This is a genomic window from Streptomyces sp. NPDC058246 (assembly GCF_042881985.1).
Classification (GTDB): domain Bacteria; phylum Actinomycetota; class Actinomycetes; order Streptomycetales; family Streptomycetaceae; genus Streptomyces.
Genome location: NZ_JBHVWZ010000026.1, coordinates 23,694 through 40,132, shown reverse-complemented (window position 1 = coordinate 40,132; position 16,439 = coordinate 23,694). Strand labels below are relative to the sequence as shown.

Sequence of the window (16,439 nt, the reverse complement as noted above, 5' to 3'; positions counted from 1 at the left end):
GGGGCTCGCCCAGCCGTGCACCGCCGGTGACTGTCTCCGACCGGGGGACCTCCCCCGGAGGGGTTCTTTCCTCGGCTGTCTCCCGACTGGTGGACCTCCCCCAGAGGGGTCTCTCCCGTGACTGTCTCCCGACCGCTTGGCCGCCTTCGGAGGGGGGGTCCCTTCCGTGACTGTCTCCCGGCCGGTGGGCCTCCCCCGGAGGGGTTCCTCGCTGTTGGAGGCCGCGCCCGTCCGGGCCCCGCGGCGCCGTCCGAAGCCGCGGTCCGTCCGTGGCTGATCGCGCAGTTCCCCGCGCCCCTGACGGGGCACGCACCCGCACCCGACAGCGAGCCGTCGCGCCTACTCGGCGGCCGGCAAGGCGGCCCGGGGGCGCTGCCAGCCCCGCGACCCCCGCGCCAGCAGCCACGCCGTGGCCTCCTCGGCGGGCATCGCGGCGGCGACGAGCCACCCCTGGACGGCGTCGCAGCCCAGGTCCCGCAGCCGCTCCCACGTCTCGTCGTCCTCGACGCCCTCCGCGACGACGAGAAGACCCAGCGAGTGCGCGAGATCGACCGTGCAGCGCACGATCTCCGCGTCCTCCGTGTCCACGGCGAGCCGTGCGACGAACGAGCGGTCGATCTTCAGCTCGCTGACCGGCAGCCGGCGCAGATGAACGAGCGAGGAGTACCCGGTACCGAAGTCGTCCAGCGACATCTTCACCCCGTGCCCGGTCAGCCCGGCCAGGGTGTCCGCGGCCCGCTGCGGGTCCTCCAGGAGCACGTGTTCCGTTATCTCCAGCTGGAGCGCCCCCGCCGGGACACCGTGCCGGGCCAGCCGCGCGGCCACCGAGCCCGCGAAGCCGGGGCTGTGCACATCGCGCGGCGAGACGTTCACCGCGACCGGCACGTGCAGGCCCTGCGCCCGCCAGCGCGCGACCTGTCCGAGCGCCGTCTCCAGCACGTACTCGGTGAGATGGGGCATCAGCCCGGAGGACTCGGCGATGGCGATGAACTCGTCCGGCGGCACCTTGCCGCGCTCGGGATGCACCCAGCGGACCAGGGCTTCCAGGCCGGCCACCTGTCCGTCGAAGCGGACCTTCGGCTGGTAGTGCAGTTCGACGTCACCGGCGTCGAGGGCCCGGCGCAGATCGCCGAGCAGACCGAGCCGGTCCGGGGTGTTCGAGTCCCGCTTGGACTCGTACACCTCCACCCCCGTACGGTCCCGCTTCGCCTGGTACATCGCCACGTCCGCCCGGCGCAGCAGCCCCTCCGCGTCGAGCGCGTGGTCGGGGAAGACGGCGAGCCCGGCGCTGGCCTCCAGGACGAGGGTGAGCCCGTCGAGGTCGAGCGGCGAGCCGAGCGCGGCGACGAGGTTGCGGGCGACCCGCGTGGCCGACGTCGTGGAGTCGGCGACCGGCAGTAACACGGCGAACTCGTCTCCGCCCAGCCGCGCGGCCTCCGCCCCGCGCGGCAGCGCCAGCCGCAGCCGGTCGGCTATCTGAAGGAGCAGCCGGTCACCGGCGAGGTGTCCCAACGTGTCATTCACAGAACGGAAGCGGTCCAGGTCGATCAGCATGAGAGCCGAACGCGCACCGATGCGTTCGGCATCGTCCAGCGCCGTCCAGGTGCGTTCGAGCAGCCACTGTCGGTTGGGAAGCCCGGTCAGCGGATCGCGCAACTGCTCCTCCGCCCGGGCGCGGGCTATCCAGAGCGTGGAGTCGAGGGCGATCAGCGGGATCGAGAACAGCGGCAGCAGGAGCGGCAGGGCTGTCGCGACCACGCAGACCAGCGGCGCGATGCCGAGCAGCGCTACCGCCACAAGTCCCTGCCTCACCAGGGCCGTACGGGCGACGGTGGGCAGACCGCCGGTGCGCGGGGCGTGCAGGTACCAGAGCAGAGCCCGGGTGACCGCGAGATACGCGCCCGCGACCAGGGCCACTTCGGGGACCGCGTAGAGCGACCAGGTCTCCGGATTCCAGGGCGTCTCGACGGAGGGGAACCGCCCGAACGCGGCGAGGACCAGCGCTCCGGCACCGATGCCCAGGATGTCGACCGCGCCGTGCAGCACGCCTTGGCGCCAGCGGTTGCGGCGCGCGGCGCCGACCAGGACGACGACGGTCAGGCTGACCATTCCGGCGGGCACCCAGCCGTACAGCAGCAGGACCGCGAGGGTGAGCGCCGCGCCGGAACCGGTGCCGCCCCACCAGCGGGCCCGGCCGAGGGCGACCAGGTGGCCGACGATGATGCCGGTGAGCACGGCCAGCGACCAGCCGACGGTGCCGGACGGGAAGAGCGCGTGGTCGCCACTGAACGCCCGGTAGAAACCGGTGCCCAGGACGAGGGCTGCCACCGCGACGACCGCCGCGGGCAGCGCGGGCCAGGAGCTGTGCCGTTCGGGATCCTGGCCCGGCAGGCCGGAACCGCGCTCGGCGGTGAGCCTGCCGACGCCGGGGGCGAGGGGCGCGATGAGGGGTGCGGAGATCGACCCGCCCGTGCCGGTGCGCTCCGCGGGCCGCCCCGTCCTCAGGCCGGCCAGCCATGCGCCGGTCATCCGGCGCAGGCGCAGCCGTGAGTCGGGGGCGGCGCTCTTGGTCGGTTCCATTCCCGTCCCTCTCACAGCCGGCGGTGCCCACGCCACGCGGTCCGTTGCCGGCGACAACTGCCAACGGCGCCGCGTCTGAAAACTCTTCCCCTGGCTCCCGCAGGGCAGGGGATGCCCCGACCGCAGCTGGGCACGGCAGGCGCACCCCTCAACAGTAGGCCGCAGAAGGCTTCCACGGGCAGCGGTCGTCGACGGTTGCCCGAATGCGACCCGGCCACCCGTATGCATCTGATATGCGCCGAACGGGTGGCCTTCAACCGCTATTCCTCGATCGGAAGGGCAACTTCGGCGGCCGCGTCCGGTCCTTGTCCGAGCAGGACGGCGAAGCCGTCCTCGTTCAGAACCGGAACCTTCAGCTGCATCGCCTTGTCGTACTTCGAACCAGGATTGTCACCCACCACGACGAAAGATGTCTTCTTGGAAACAGAACCGGTCACTTTCGCTCCCCGGCTCTGCAGCGCGTCCTTCGCGCCGTCCCGCGTGTGGTGTTCGAGCGTTCCGGTGACGACGACGGTGAGTCCTTCGAGCGGGCGCGGGCCCTCGTCCTCGCCGGAGCCCTCCTCCTCCATCCGGACGCCGGCGGCCCGCCACTTGCGGATGATCTCGCGGTGCCAGTCCTCGGCGAACCACTGCTTGAGGGAGGCGGCGATGATCCCGCCGACGCCGTCGGTGCCGGCGAGTTCCTCCTCGGTGGCCTGCTCGATGCGCTCGATCGAGCGGAACTCCCGGGCCAGCGCCTCGGCCGCGACCGGCCCGACGTGACGGATCGACAGACCGGTGAGGACGCGGGCGAGGGGGCGCTGCTTGGCGGCGGCGATGGTGTCCAGCATCGCGATCGCGTTCTTCTTCGGCTCGCCCTGTTGGTTGGCGAAGACCGTGGCGATCTTCTCCTCGCCGGTCTTCGGGTCGCGCTTGGGCAGACCGCTGTCCTGGTCGAGGACGTACGCCTTGATGGGCAGCAACTGCTCGATGGTGAGGTCGAAGAGGTCGCCCTCGTCCACCAGCGGCGGCTCGGCCGGCTCCAGCGGCTTGGTCAGGGCCGCCGCGGCGACGTATCCGAAGTGGTCGATGTCCAGCGCCTTGCGGCCCGCGAGGTAGAAGAGCCGCTCGCGCAACTGGGCCGGGCACGTGCGCGCGTTCGGGCAGCGCAGGTCGACGTCGCCCTCCTTCGCCGGCGCCAGCGGCGTACCGCACTCGGGGCACTGGGCGGGCATGACGAACTCGCGCTCGGTGCCGTCGCGCAGGTCGACGACCGGGCCGAGGATCTCCGGAATGACGTCACCGGCCTTGCGCAGCACGACCGTGTCGCCGATGAGGACGCCCTTGGCCTTCACCACGTCCTGGTTGTGCAGGGTGGCGAACTCGACCTCGGAGCCCGCGACCGTGACCGGTTCGACCTGTGCGTACGGAGTGACCCGGCCCGTACGTCCCACGCCGACGCGGATGTTGATCAGCTTGGTGTTGACCTCCTCGGGCGCGTACTTCCAGGCGATCGCCCAGCGCGGGGCGCGCGAGGTGGAGCCGAGCCGTCCCTGGAGGGGGATCTCGTCGAGCTTGACGACGACGCCGTCGATCTCGTGCTCCACGGAGTGCCGGTTCTCTCCGTAGTAGGCGATGAACTCCCGTACGCCCTCGAGGTCGTCGACCACCTTGGCGTACCGCGTGGTCGGCAGGCCCCACTCGTGCAGCAGCTCGTAGGCCCCGGAGAGTCGGGTGAGACCCTCGAAGCCCTCCAGCGCGCCGATGCCGTGGACCACCATGTGCAGCGGGCGGGTCGCGGTGATGCGCGGGTCCTTCTGGCGCAGCGAACCCGCCGCCGCGTTGCGCGGGTTGGCGAAGGGCTTGTCGCCGGCCTCCACCAGACGGGCGTTGAGCTCCTCGAACTTCTCCATCGGGAAGTAGACCTCGCCGCGGATCTCCACGAGGTCGGGGACGCGGTCGCCCTTCAGGCGGTCCGGGATCTCGGCGATCGTCCGGACATTGGGGGTGATGTCCTCGCCCGTGCGGCCGTCGCCGCGGGTGGCCGCGCGGGTGAGACGGCCGCGCTGGTAGGTGAGGTTGACCGCGAGGCCGTCGACCTTCAGCTCGCACAGGAAGTGGTGGTCGGAGGCGCCCACGTCCTTGGCGACGCGCTCCGCCCAGGCGGCGAGCTCCAGGTCGGAGAAGGCGTTGTCGAGCGAGAGCATGCGCTGGCGGTGCTCGACCGACGTGAACTCCGTCTCGTAGGCCCCCGCGACCTTCTGGGTCGGTGAGTCGGGGGTGCGCAGCTCGGAATACTCCTCCTCCAGCGCCTCCAGGGAGCGCAGGAGTTTGTCGAACTCCGCGTCGCTGACGACGGGAGCGTCCTTCACGTAGTACCGGAAGCGGTGCTCCTCGATCTGCTCAGCGAGCTGCGCGTGCTTCTCCCGTGCCTCGACGGGCACCGTCGTCTCCGCTTGCTTGTCGCCGGCCACCGTGTTGTCCTCCCGTTACTCAGGGTTGTCCGCGAGGGATCTCGCCGCCCGGACGCAGTGGGCGAGCGCCTTGCGCGCGTAGTCGGGGGAGGCCCCCGCGAGTCCGCACGACGGAGTGACCGTGACCGCCTTCGCGAGAAGCCCCGGTTGCAGCCCCAGCCTGCGCCACAGCGTCCTGACACCCATGACGCTACCGGCAGGGTCTGACAATGGACCGTCCACGCCGGGGACGACACCGGCGAACAGCCGCGTACCGCCCTCCACGGCTTCGCCGATCGCGTCGTCGTCACGCTCGGTGAGGAGCGAGAAGTCGAAGGAGATCGCCGCCGCGCCCGCCCGACGCAGCAGGGCGAAGGGGACGTCCGGCGCGCAGGAGTGGACCACGACCGGGCCGCTCCGGTGCACCCCGACGACGTCCCGGAGCGTGGCCTCGACGGCCTGCCGGTCCACGGCCCGGTGGGTCCGGTAGCCGCTCGCGGACTTGACCTGCCCGCGCAGCACGGCGATGAGCGACGGCTCGTCGAGCTGGAGGACGACCTGGGCGCCCGGAATCCGCCGTCGCACCTCGTCGAGGTGCTCCCGCAGTCCCTCGGCGAGCGACCCCGCGAGGTCCCGGCACGCCCCCGGATCGGACAGGGCCACCTCGCCGTTCCTCAGCTCCAGCGCGGCGGCGAGCGTCCAGGGGCCGACGGCCTGCACCTTCAGCGGCCCCTCGTACCCCTGGGTGAACTCCTCCAGGGCGTCGAGGTCCTCCCCCAGCCACGCCCTGGCCCGCTTGGTGTCCCGCCCCGGCCGGTCGCCGATCCGCCAGCCGCTGGGCTCCACGCGCGCGTACAGCTCGACCAGCATCCCGGCGGTCCGCCCGATCATGTCGGCGCCGGGCCCCCGGGAGGGCAGTTCGGGGAGGAACGGGAAGTCGTCGAAGGACCCGGTGACGGTCTTCGCGGCTTCCCGGGCGTCGCCGCCCGGCATGGACCCGACGCCGGTGGCGGCGCCGAACCTGAACTCGCTGTTTTCGCTCACCCCGGAAGCGTACGGAATGCCGCGCGGGAGGTCAGCGCCCCGGTCGTACCGTCAGGTCGTTGACCTCCGCGTCCCGCGGCAGATCGATGGCCATCAGGATCGTGGTGGCGACGGACTCGGGGTCCATCCACTGCGACGCGTCGTACTCCTTGCCCTCCTGCTGGTGCACCTTGGCCTGCATGGGGCTCGCGGTGCGGCCGGGGTAGACCGAGGTGACGCGGACGCCGTTCGCGTGCTCCTCGTGGCGCAGGGAGTCCGCCAGGGCCTTCAGGCCGTGCTTGGAAGCCGCGTACGCCGACCAGTCGGCGTGGGCGCTGAGGCCGGCGCCGGAGTTCACGAAGACCACGTGGCCCTGGGCGACCCGGAGTTGGGGCAGGAAGTGGCGGGTCAGCTCGGCCGGGGCGATCAGGTTGACGTTCAGCTGGTGGCGCCAGGACTTCGGCGTCAGCTCGCCCACCGGGCCCAGGTCGACCACGCCGGCGATGTGCAGCAGTGAGTCGACGCGGTCGGGGAGCGTCTGGTGGGAGAACGCCCACGAGAGCTTGTCCGGGTCCCCCAGGTCGCCGACCAGGGTCTTCGCCCCGGGGAACGCGGCGGCCAGCTCCTTCGCGCGGCCGGCGTCGCGCGCGTGCAGCACGAGTTCGTCCCCGCGCGCGTGGAGGCGGCGGGCGACGGCCGCGCCGATGCCGGAACCCGCCCCGGTGATCACATGTGTAGCCATGCCCGCCATGCTCGCATCACTGCGTGCCGTGGCTCTCCTCGAGGTAGGCCAGCGCGCCGCGTGGGAGGTACCCCCAGGCGAGGTCACGCGCGATGACCATCTCGTCGGCGCCGGCGCGGGCCTTGGCCGCGAGGAAGTCCACGGAGACACCCAGCAGGCGGCCGCCCGCCTCCTGCACACCGTCGGCGACCACCTTCATCAGACCCACGTCCGAACCGCCCCGCACCAGCGTGTGGCCGCCCTTGCCGAGGAGTTCGGCGAACTCCCACGCGGGGCGCGTGTAGCGGTCGTCGAGGTCGGCGGCGGAGAGGAAGACGCAGATGTTCATGTGCCGACGGTACGAGGGAAGAACCCGGCTCCCGCGAGCGCTGTCCAAGTATGGCCAATGGACACACGATCACGATCGAACAGGGCACGGAACGCGTACGCGTGGTGCACGGCGACCAGGTCCTCGCGGAGAGCGACCGGCCGCTGGTGCTGCGCGAGACCGGCTGTCCCGTGCGCTATTACCTCCCGGCCGAGGACGTCCGCCTGGACCTGCTGACGGCCTCCGACACCCACACGCACTGCCCCTTCAAGGGCGACGCGTCGTACTGGTCACTGCCCGACGCTCCCGACCTCGTCTGGGGCTACCCCGACCCCAAGCCGGACGTCGCCCGGATCAAGGACCACTTCTGCTTCTACGAAGTCGACGTGTCGTAACCGATTAATCCCGGGCCCGGCAGCAGTCTCCTTGGGCATGGACAAGAAGACAGTCTCGCGCGACGGCACCCCCCTCGCGTACGAACGCTTCGGCGACGGCCCGGCGGTCGTCCTGGTCGGTGGCGCCATGTGCACGGGCGCCACGCTGGCGCCCCTGGCGGCGGCCCTCTCGGACCGCCTGGGCGCCGTCACGTACGACCGCCGGGGCCGCGGCGGCAGCGGCGACACTGCGCCCTTCGCGGTGGCCCGTGAGGTGGAGGACATCGCGGCGCTGATCGAGGCGTCCGGGGGCAGCGCGGCGCTCTTCGGCATCTCGTCGGGGGGCGCACTGGTCCTGGAGGCGGCGGCGAGCGGCCTGCCCCTGACCAAGGTCGCCGTCTACGAAACGCCGTTCGCCGTCCACGAGGGCGGTGGCAAGGAGCGCCAGGAGTACACCCAGCGGCTGACCGAGCTCCTGGACCAGGAGCGGCGCGGGGCGGCCGTGGAGCTGTTCATGGCGCTCGCCGGCACTCCCCCGGAGATGGTCGCGGGCGCCCGCCGTTCCCCCGCCTGGGCGGGCATGGAGGCGATCGCGCCGACCCTGGCGTACGACGACGCGGCGATGGGCGACGGCCTGGTGCCCAGGGCCCGGCTGGCCTCGATCACCGCGCCGGTGCTGTCGATCGCGGGCGGCGCGAGCCCCGCGTGGATGCAGGAGGCGACCGAGGCGGTCGCGGCCGCGGTCCCCGACGGCACGTACCGCACGCTGGACGGCCAGACCCACATGGTGGATCCAGGGGCCCTCGCGCCGCTGCTGAAGGAGTTCTTCGGCAGCGCGGGCTAGGGCCTGTCGGCGGATCACGCCGCAGACGCGGGGCTTGGCACGCCCACCTGCGGCGAGGAGGCACCGCCCGTTTCCTGCGACCTGATCCGCCGGAGCGGCCCTAACCGCTCAGACCGACGCCTTCGCGCGCGTGGTCGTCGCGATCGTCGCCGAGCCGACCACGCGCGTGTCCTCGTAGAGGACGATCGCCTGGCCGGGGGCGACGCCGCGGACGGGTTCCGTGAAGGAGACCTCGAGCGTGCCGTCGACGAGTTCGGCGGTGACCGTCGTCTCGCCGCCGTGGGCGCGTAGCTGGGCGGTGTACGTGCCCGGGCCGGCCGGGGCGGCGCCGCACCAGCGGGGCTTGATCGCCGTGAGGGCGGTGACGTCGAGGGCGGCGGCGGGGCCGACGGTCACCGTGTTGTCGACCGGCGAGATGTCCAGGACGTAGCGCGGCTTGCCGTCGGCGGCCGGGGTGCCGATGCGCAGGCCCTTGCGCTGGCCGATGGTGAAGCCGTACGCGCCTTCGTGGGTGCCGAGAGTCGCGCCGGACTCGTCGACGATGGCGCCCTCGGACTTGCCCAGACGCTTCGCGAGGAAGCCCTGGGTGTCGCCGTCGGCGATGAAGCAGATGTCGTGCGAGTCCGGCTTCTTGGCGACGGCGAGGCCGCGGCGCTCGGCCTCGGCACGGATCTCGTCCTTCGTGGTGAGCGTGTCGCCGAGCGGGAACAGCGCGTGGGCGAGCTGGCGGTCGTCCAGCACCCCGAGGACGTACGACTGGTCCTTGGCCATGTCGGAGGCTCGGTGCAGCTCGCGCGTGCCGTCCTCGTTCACGATCACCTTGGCGTAGTGGCCCGTGCAGACCGCGTCGAAGCCGAGTGCGAGCGCCTTGTCGAGCAGGGCGGCGAACTTGATCTTCTCGTTGCAGCGCAGGCACGGGTTCGGCGTGCGCCCCGCCTCGTACTCGGCGACGAAGTCCTCGACGACGTCCTCGCGGAAGCGTTCGGCGAGGTCCCACACGTAGAAGGGGATGCCGATGACGTCCGCCGCGCGGCGGGCGTCGCGCGAGTCCTCGATGGTGCAACAGCCCCGCGCGCCGGTCCGGAACGATTGCGGGTTGGCGGAGAGCGCGAGGTGTACGCCCGTCACGTCGTGACCGGCTTCCGCCGCGCGGGCGGCGGCTACGGCGGAGTCCACTCCACCCGACATGGCGGCGAGTACGCGAAGGCGGCGGGGGCGCTGCGAGGTGTCAGTCATAACCCCTCCAGAGTACGGGGCCGCGGGAACCGGGGCCCGCGCGTATCCGTTGAAGATCGCATGGGGGAGAAAAAGGGCGGGGACACCGACCGGCGCATCGGGCGCAGGTCGCTGCTCATCGGCGGTGCTGCGGCCGCGGTGGGCACGGCTCTGCTCGCGCGCGACGAGCTCGGGCACCTGTGGTGGCGGCTGCCGGGCGTGGAGAAGCCGCGGGTGGCGGGTGCGGTCGACTTCCGGGGCGCGCAGTGGGTGGCCGCTTCCTCGGCGAACTGGCGGCGCGCGGACCGGCCCGACGACTACTCCATAGACCGGGTGGTCATCCATGTCACCCAGGGCAGCTTCACCAGCGCCGTGAAGGTCTTCCAGGATCCGGGGCACGGCGCGGCCGCGCACTACGTCGTCCGCAAGGACGGGCACATCACCCAGATGATCCGCGAGCTGGACGTGGCGTTCCACGCCGGGAACCGGGAGTACAACGAGCGGAGCGTCGGCATCGAGCACGAGGGCTTCGTCGAGCGCGCCTCGTCGTTCACCGACGCCATGTACGCGGCCTCGGCGCGGCTGACCGCCGGAATATGCGGGCGCTACGGCATTCCGGTCGACCGGAAGCACATCATCGGGCACGTGGAGGTGCCGGGCACGGACCACACCGACCCCGGGCGGTACTGGGACTGGGACCGGTACATACGGCTCGTACGGACGGCACGGTCCACGGACGCCCAGGTCAGGGCGTCCGCTAGCTGAGCCCCGCCGTGCGCGCCCGTTCCACCGCCGGACCGATCGCCCGGGCCACCGCCTCGACGTCCGCCTCCGTGGAGGTGTGGCCGAGGGAGAAGCGGAGGGTGCCGCGGGCGAGGTCCGGGTCGGTGCCGGTGGCGAGGAGGACGTGGCTCGGCTGGGCCACACCCGCCGTGCAGGCGGAGCCGGTGGAGCACTCGATGCCCTGGGCGTCCAGCAGGAGCAGCAGGGAGTCGCCCTCGCAGCCAGGGAAGGTGAAGTGCGCGTTGGCGGGCAGCCGGCCGCCGGGCGCCGGGTCGCCGCCGAGGATCGCGTCGGGCACGGCCTTGCGCACGGCCTCGACCAGGTCTTCGCGCAGGGCGCCGACCTCGCGGGCGAACCACTCGCGCTGTTCGGCGGCGAGCCGCCCGGCGACCGCGAAGGAGGCGATCGCGGGCACGTCGAGCGTGCCGGAGCGGACGTGGCGCTCCTGGCCGCCGCCGTGCAGGACGGGTACGGGGCTGTACTCGCGGCCCAGCAGCAGCGCGCCGATTCCGTACGGGCCGCCGATCTTGTGGCCGGACACCGTCATCGCGGCGAGGCCCGAAGCGGCGAAGTCGACGGGGACCTGGCCGAAGGCCTGGACGGCGTCGGCGTGCAGGGGCACATCGAACTCGGCGGCCACGTCGGCCAGTTCACGGACCGGCATCAGCGTGCCGATCTCGTTGTTGGCCCACATGACGGTGGCGAGGGCGACGTCGTCGGGGTTGCGGGCGATGGCCTCGCGCAGGACCTCCGGGTGGACGCGGCCGTACGCGTCGACGGGCAGGTACTCGACGGTGGCGCCCTCGTGTTCGCCGAGCCAGTGGACGGCGTCGAGGACGGCGTGGTGTTCGATGGGGCTGGCGAGGACCCGGGTGCGGGCCGGGTCGGCGTCTCTGCGGGACCAGTACAGGCCCTTCACCGCGAGGTTGTCGGCCTCGGTGCCGCCGGAGGTGAAGACCACCTCGCTGGGGCGGGCGCCGAGGGCGTCCGCCAGGGTTTCGCGGGCTTCCTCGACCGTCCGCCTGGCGCGGCGGCCGGCGGCGTGGAGGGAGGAGGCGTTGCCCGTGATGCTCAGCTGGGCGGTCAGGGCCTCTGCCGCCTCGGGGAGCATGGGGGTGGTCGCGGCGTGGTCGAGGTAAGCCATGGTGGGCCCGATTCTACGGGCCCGCTCTCCACGGTCTTCGCCCCACCGGGGGTGGGCCTTCCTGGTTCGCGTCCTGCGCGTGCGTCGCGCCTCGCCGGCGCCGGGGCTGGGCCCCTTTACGACGCACCCGGTTGACGACGCACCCGGCGCTGCACGCCGTGCCACCTGGCGCTGCACGCCATGCGCACCCTCCCCCGAGCTCTTGCCCTCAGAAGTTCCAGGACACCGTGCTGTCGAAGTGCATGAAGGCGACCAGGACCAGAAGGTCGGCGATGCCCAGGCCCAGGCCGAGGAAGGCGCGGCCCCGGCGGGTCGTGCCGCGCCAGAGGGCGACGGAGGCGAGGGCGATGGCGATGGGGCCCAGGAAGACGTTGAGGACCAGAAGGCCGAGGAGGCCGAGGATGAAGGAGGCGACGGCCATGCCGTCCGCGTCCCGGACGGCGGCCCGGCGGGCGGGGTGGGTGGGGCGAGCGGTGAGTTCCATGAGGTGAGTCAGCTCCCAACAGTCAGTTGGTGGATGGAGGACACCAATGGTCAGTTGGTGGAGGTCCGGCGCCGGCTTCAGTCGGCGGCGGGTGCCCCGGCGTCGGTCGCGGAGGGCGGCCCCGGCGTCAGTCGCAGCGGGCGGCCCCTGCCCGAGTCGGCGAAGGGTGGCCCCGGCGTGCGTCGGCGAAGGGTGGCCCCGGTGTCAGTTGGTGGAGGTGTGGCGGCGGCGGGCGTTGCGCTCGCGGACCGCGAAGACGGCGAGCCAGATGCCGATGACGGCGGCGGCGACGAGGGTGACGGGCAGCGGCGCGTGGGCCACGGAGCCCATGACGACACCCAGCAGCAGGAGGGCGGCGACGAGGAACAGCATGAGATGCCTCTCGTGGAAGTCTCGAAGTCCTGTCCCCGGCAGCCGGGGCCTCCACGGTGAAGCCCGATTGTTTCGGGGACTTGACGACTCAGTGAACGGTTGTAGTAACAGTTGTTCACTGACTCTTGAGTCTAGCGCGTCACGCGGCTTTTCAATTACAGAGAACAGTTGTTAACTGCATGGCATGAGTCACACTCTCGGCATCCGACAGGCCCAGAAGCAGAAGACCCGACAGGCGCTCCTGGACGCGGCGTTGGGACTCCTGGAGGAGCAGAGCCTGAGCAGCCTGGGTCTGCGTGAGGTCACCCGCGCCATCGGGGTCGCCCCGACCGCCTTCTACCGGCACTTCCGCTCGACGGCGGATCTCGGCGTGGCGCTGGTCGAGGAGGCGCTCGGCAGCCTGCACCCGATGATCGAGGACACGGTGTCCGCGGCCGGGGACAGCGACGAACGCATCACCCGCGCCGTCGATCTGATCGCCCGCCATGTCGAGGCGTACCCGGCGCACGTCCGCTTCATCGCGCGCGAGCGGCACGGCGGGGTGCAGCCGGTGCGGGAGGCGATCCGGGAGCAACTGGCCCGGTTCGCCGAGGAGGTGAAGGTCGCGCTCGCCGAACACGCCGAGTCGGCGGGGTGGAGCGACGACGATCTGCTGATGCTCGCGGGCCTGTACGTCGACCACATGCTGATGGCGGCCTCGGCGTTCCTGGAGGCGCTGGAGGCGTCCGAGGAGGAGCGGGAGCGGGTGGCCCGGGTGGCGAGCCGCCAGATGCGGCTGATCAGCATCGGCCGCCACCACTGGCTGGGGTGAGCCGGACACCCCAGCGCGGCCACCACTGGCTGCTGAGCCCGGCACCCCAGCACCGCCACCACTGGCCGGGGTGAGCCCCGCCCCCCGCCCCGCCACCACTGGCCGGGGTGAGCCCCACACCCCCGCCCCGCCACCACTGGCCGGGGTGGCGCACCCGTTCCCCGAGTACGCCACCCCGTGTGCCCCGCTAATCCGGCCGCCCCGAATCCGGCGGCCGGGCCAGGCGGTCAGCCCGCCTGCTGCCCCTGCCCCTGCCGGCCGGCGCCGCCGCCGAACCCGCCGCAGCCGCCACCGGGCCCCCCGCTCGGCATGCCGGACGGCCTGCCCGAGCGGGCCTTGCCCGTGGGCATCCCCGACGGCATCCCGGACGGTGCCCCCGAGGGCCTGCCGGACCAGGCACCGCTCGGCCGTCCCGACGGACGCCCGCTCGGCATGCCGGACCGCGGCTGACAGCTCTGCCCGCTGGAGTTCCCGCTGTTCGAGGAGGACGAGGAGTCGCCCGAGCCACAGGCCGCCAGCAGAGGCGACAGCGCCAGCAGGGCGACGACGGGGACGAGTCGTGCACGACGGTTCATGAGGGTAACTCCCAGTCAAGTCACGAGGACCGGTTTATGAGTGCGGGATGAGTGGAGGCCAGAGGACCAGATCCACGTAGGACCGCGCTGTGCCGGAGCTGTGGCTAGCTGTGGATCACCGCGCCGCGCCCGGCAGATGAGCCCCCTCGCGGTCCCCCGCGTACACCGCGCCGATCGCCGCCGCCGTGCTCGCCAGTTCCTCGCGCACCTCGGGCGGCCCGAGCACCTCCACCGTGTCCCCGAAGGCCAGCAGCGTGCGGGCCTCGCCGAGGACGCCGTACGACAGCTGCGCGGCCACCCACTCGCTCTCGCCGTCGTCCTCCGGAAGCGCCGCGAGCGCGGCGGCGTTGAGGCGCAGGAACATGTCGAGGCGGGAGCGCTGTACCCGAACTGTGACATCCAGACCGCCGGGCCGTTCCTCGACCTGACGGCGCAACACCTCCCAGACGGCACCGAGTTCGACGCCCGGACGCCGCCGCACCGGGTCCGGCAGGAGGGTGGCCGTCCGCACCCGCTCGGCGCGGAAGAGATGCGGCTTTCCGCGCCGGTCGGCGACCAGGTACCAGACACCGGCCTTGGAGACGAGCCCGTACGGGTCGACGGTGTACGTGCGCGGCTCGGCGTCCCCGCTGTGCCGGTAGCGCAGCCGCAGCCGCCGGTCGGTGAAGACCGCGTCCTGCAGTACCTCCAGGTCGACGGCCCGCTGCGGCCCGCCCTTCCAGCGCGTCGCGTCGACCAGGATGCGCCGGCTGGTCACCTCGGCGGCGGGCCGGTGCGGGGCGGGCAGCGCGGCCATCACCTTGCGCAGTGCCGAGCCGAGCGCCGCGTCCAGACCGAGCGCGGCGTGCGCGCCCTGCGCGGCCAGGATGAACAGCGCCCGGGACTCGTCGGCGGTCAGTCCCGTGACGTCCGTACGGAATCCGGCGAGCAGCTCGATGCCGCCGTGCCGCCCGCGCTCGGCGTAGACCGGGACGCCGGAGGCGGACAGGGCCTCGACGTCGCGGTAGATGGTGCGCACCGACACCTCCAGCCGGCCGGCGAGTTCATGCGCCGGGACACGGCCACGGGTCTGCAGGAGCAGCAGGATCGAGAGCAGGCGGTCGGACTTCACGCCCCCAGGATCACGCCCTGGGAAGGGCCAGGCAAATGTTGACGGAAACTGTCAGGTTATGCGGCGAACGTGAGGGCACACCGACACACGGAAGAGGCCGGCCATGAACGCCATGAGCACCAGCAGCGCCACGAACACCACGAACACCACGAGCGCCGTCACCACCCCGAACGCCATCGACCCCCGCCCCGTCTACACCCGCGCCACCGAGCAGATCGCCGCGCTGGTCGGGACCGTACGACCGGAACAGCTCACCGCTCCGACTCCCTGCACGGAGTTCGACGTACGGACCCTGATCTCGCACATCGTCGGCGGCACCCACCGGATCGCCGTGATCGGCGAGGGCGGTGACGGACTCGCGGTGCGGCCCTTCGCGGACGGTGTCGGGGACGCCGGCTGGTCCGTCGCGTACGACGGCGAAAGGACTCGGGCCCTGAGGGCCTGGGCGGACGACGTCCGGCTGGACGCGCCGGTGCGTGTGCCATGGGGTGAGGCGCCGGGCCGCGACGCGCTCGCCGGGTACGTCATGGAGGCCGTCACACACACCTGGGACCTGTCCGAGGCGCTCGGCCACCCGCTCGAACTCGATCCGGAACCGGCCGAGTTCGCGCTCGCGGTCGCCCGCCGCGTACTGCCCGCGGAGCAGCGCGCGGACGACGTGCCGTTCGCCTCGGCACTGCCGGCCCCCGAAGGGGCCGACGTCTACGGGCGGTTGGCGGCCTACCTGGGCCGGCGGCCGCTCAGCTGAGTCGTGCCCGCGCGAGCTGTCGGGACTGCGCGACCAGCCGGTCCGCGCTGTCCCACACCTCGGCGTCCTCCTCCAGGAAACCGCCGGCGAGGTTGCGTGTGGTGATCGACACCCGCAGCGGACCGGGCGCCGGGCGGGAGCGCACGTGCACGGTCAGTTCGACGGTCGGCACCCAGCCGGACAGCCCGATCTCGAAGGCGGTCGGCGGCAGCGCGTCGACCGCGAGGAGCAGCGAGAGGGGGTCCGCGTCGCGGCCGTCGGCGAGCCCGAACCAGGACCGCATCTCGCCCTTCCCGGACGGCGCCCCGAGCGCCCAGCCCAGCGTCGCCGGGTCGAGCTTGAGGAAGAGCCGGTCGGCGATGGCCGAGCTGCCGGGTACCGGGGCGGGGGCGTCCTGGGGGCCGAAGCACTGGTCGATCGGCGGGATCGCGGGCGGTTTCGCCGTCGTACGGACGTCGTCGGGCAGGGCGTCGAGATCGCCGTACGAGGCGAGGACACGGATCCGCTCGACCTCGCGGCCCTCGTCGTCGTACTGGAAGAGGGACGCCTGGCCGGTCGACAGGGTCCGGCCGGTGCGGACGACGTCCGCGCGGACGACCGCGGGGCCCGGCTGGGAGGCGGTCAGGTAGTGCGCGGAGATCGTGAACGGGTCGGAGTGCGGCAGGGCGTCCGCGAGGGCGCGGCCCACGACGGCCAGCAGATAGCCGCCGTTGACTGCGCTGATGATCGTCCACCCGGCGGAGAGGTCGGTGTCGTAGACACCGGGTTCACGCAGGGTGACCGCGGTGTCGCGGTCGAACTCGCTGTCGCCGATCGTGGCCTGTACGGCCCGTACGGCCTGTACCGAGAGTGCTTCTGCCATGCGTGAACGGTACAACAGGAAATTACTAAGCG

16 protein-coding genes and 1 pseudogene are annotated in these 16,439 nt (G+C 72.3%); 5 read left to right on the top strand and 12 right to left on the bottom strand.

Annotated features, from left to right (window positions below):
- Positions 1-339: 339 nt before the first annotated feature.
- From ACFVXA_RS30140 to ACFVXA_RS30120, 5 genes and pseudogenes are all read right to left on the bottom strand, one after another.
- Positions 340-2,580 carry a putative bifunctional diguanylate cyclase/phosphodiesterase gene (locus ACFVXA_RS30140; protein ID WP_384021362.1) on the bottom strand — a complete coding sequence of 747 codons (2,241 nt, stop codon included), beginning with the start codon at positions 2,578-2,580 and terminating at the stop codon, positions 340-342.
- 260 nt (positions 2,581-2,840) lie between these two features.
- Positions 2,841-5,033, bottom strand: coding sequence for an NAD-dependent DNA ligase LigA (gene ligA / locus ACFVXA_RS30135; protein ID WP_362026451.1), 2,193 nt, complete (start codon positions 5,031-5,033; stop codon positions 2,841-2,843).
- Between the two features lie 15 nt (positions 5,034-5,048).
- Positions 5,049-6,056, bottom strand: coding sequence for a methionine synthase (locus ACFVXA_RS30130; protein ID WP_383907445.1), 1,008 nt, complete (start codon positions 6,054-6,056; stop codon positions 5,049-5,051).
- A 31-nt stretch (positions 6,057-6,087) separates the two neighbouring features.
- Positions 6,088-6,786, bottom strand: a complete 699-nt coding sequence (locus ACFVXA_RS30125) for an SDR family oxidoreductase (protein WP_389513688.1) — start codon at positions 6,784-6,786, stop codon at positions 6,088-6,090.
- A 67-nt stretch (positions 6,787-6,853) separates the two neighbouring features.
- Positions 6,854-7,105 (bottom strand): annotated as a pseudogene (locus tag ACFVXA_RS30120) (TIGR00730 family Rossman fold protein); the annotation flags it as partial.
- A gap of 50 nt (positions 7,106-7,155) precedes the next feature.
- On the opposite strand from ACFVXA_RS30120, the gene ACFVXA_RS30115 reads away from it, so the two are divergent.
- Entirely contained in the window at positions 7,156-7,479 is a 324-nt protein-coding gene (locus ACFVXA_RS30115) for a DUF427 domain-containing protein (protein WP_383742935.1), read from the top strand.
- A gap of 37 nt (positions 7,480-7,516) precedes the next feature.
- Complete coding sequence (locus ACFVXA_RS30110; RefSeq protein WP_390027697.1) at positions 7,517-8,302, top strand: alpha/beta fold hydrolase; 786 nt, start codon at positions 7,517-7,519, stop codon at positions 8,300-8,302.
- A 108-nt stretch (positions 8,303-8,410) separates the two neighbouring features.
- On the opposite strand, the gene mnmA is transcribed toward ACFVXA_RS30110, so the two are convergent.
- Positions 8,411-9,538 carry a tRNA 2-thiouridine(34) synthase MnmA gene (gene mnmA, locus ACFVXA_RS30105; protein WP_389756414.1) on the bottom strand — a complete coding sequence of 376 codons (1,128 nt, stop codon included), beginning with the start codon at positions 9,536-9,538 and terminating at the stop codon, positions 8,411-8,413.
- A gap of 60 nt (positions 9,539-9,598) precedes the next feature.
- On the opposite strand from mnmA, the gene ACFVXA_RS30100 reads away from it, so the two are divergent.
- Positions 9,599-10,282, top strand: a complete 684-nt coding sequence (locus tag ACFVXA_RS30100; protein WP_383742942.1) for an N-acetylmuramoyl-L-alanine amidase — start codon at positions 9,599-9,601, stop codon at positions 10,280-10,282.
- Here the strand turns inward: ACFVXA_RS30100 and ACFVXA_RS30095 are convergent.
- The 3 genes from ACFVXA_RS30095 to ACFVXA_RS30085 form a co-directional block, all read right to left on the bottom strand.
- Positions 10,275-11,444 (bottom strand): cysteine desulfurase family protein, encoded by a 1,170-nt coding sequence (locus ACFVXA_RS30095; RefSeq protein ID WP_383742945.1) that lies wholly within the window; start codon positions 11,442-11,444, stop codon positions 10,275-10,277. The two genes, ACFVXA_RS30100 and ACFVXA_RS30095, sit on opposite strands and share 8 nt — an antisense overlap.
- 208 nt (positions 11,445-11,652) lie before the next feature.
- Positions 11,653-11,928 (bottom strand): DUF4190 domain-containing protein, encoded by a 276-nt coding sequence (locus ACFVXA_RS30090; protein WP_383742948.1) that lies wholly within the window; start codon positions 11,926-11,928, stop codon positions 11,653-11,655.
- Positions 11,929-12,132: 204 nt separating this feature from the next.
- Entirely contained in the window at positions 12,133-12,300 is a 168-nt protein-coding gene (locus ACFVXA_RS30085; protein ID WP_189188867.1) for a hypothetical protein, read from the bottom strand.
- A gap of 184 nt (positions 12,301-12,484) precedes the next feature.
- Here ACFVXA_RS30085 and ACFVXA_RS30080 point away from each other — a divergent pair, with 184 nt between their 5' ends.
- Positions 12,485-13,111, top strand: a complete 627-nt coding sequence (locus tag ACFVXA_RS30080; RefSeq protein ID WP_362026424.1) for a TetR family transcriptional regulator — start codon at positions 12,485-12,487, stop codon at positions 13,109-13,111.
- Between the two features lie 227 nt (positions 13,112-13,338).
- Here ACFVXA_RS30080 and ACFVXA_RS30075 read toward each other — a convergent pair whose 3' ends face one another.
- Complete coding sequence (locus ACFVXA_RS30075; RefSeq protein ID WP_383742952.1) at positions 13,339-13,686, bottom strand: hypothetical protein; 348 nt, start codon at positions 13,684-13,686, stop codon at positions 13,339-13,341.
- A gap of 115 nt (positions 13,687-13,801) precedes the next feature.
- A complete protein-coding gene (locus ACFVXA_RS30070) occupies positions 13,802-14,797 on the bottom strand; it encodes a helix-turn-helix transcriptional regulator (RefSeq protein WP_383907465.1) in 996 nt (331 codons plus the stop codon).
- Positions 14,798-14,909: 112 nt separating this feature from the next.
- Between ACFVXA_RS30070 and ACFVXA_RS30065 the strand changes: the two genes are divergently transcribed.
- The gene (locus ACFVXA_RS30065) at positions 14,910-15,545 is read left to right on the top strand and encodes a TIGR03086 family metal-binding protein (RefSeq protein ID WP_389468783.1); all 636 of its coding nucleotides are present in this window, start codon (positions 14,910-14,912) and stop codon (positions 15,543-15,545) included.
- Here ACFVXA_RS30065 and ACFVXA_RS30060 read toward each other — a convergent pair.
- Complete coding sequence (locus ACFVXA_RS30060; protein WP_362026411.1) at positions 15,538-16,407, bottom strand: thioesterase family protein; 870 nt, start codon at positions 16,405-16,407, stop codon at positions 15,538-15,540. The genes ACFVXA_RS30065 and ACFVXA_RS30060 overlap by 8 nt on opposite strands.
- Between the last annotated feature and the right edge of the window lie 32 nt (positions 16,408-16,439).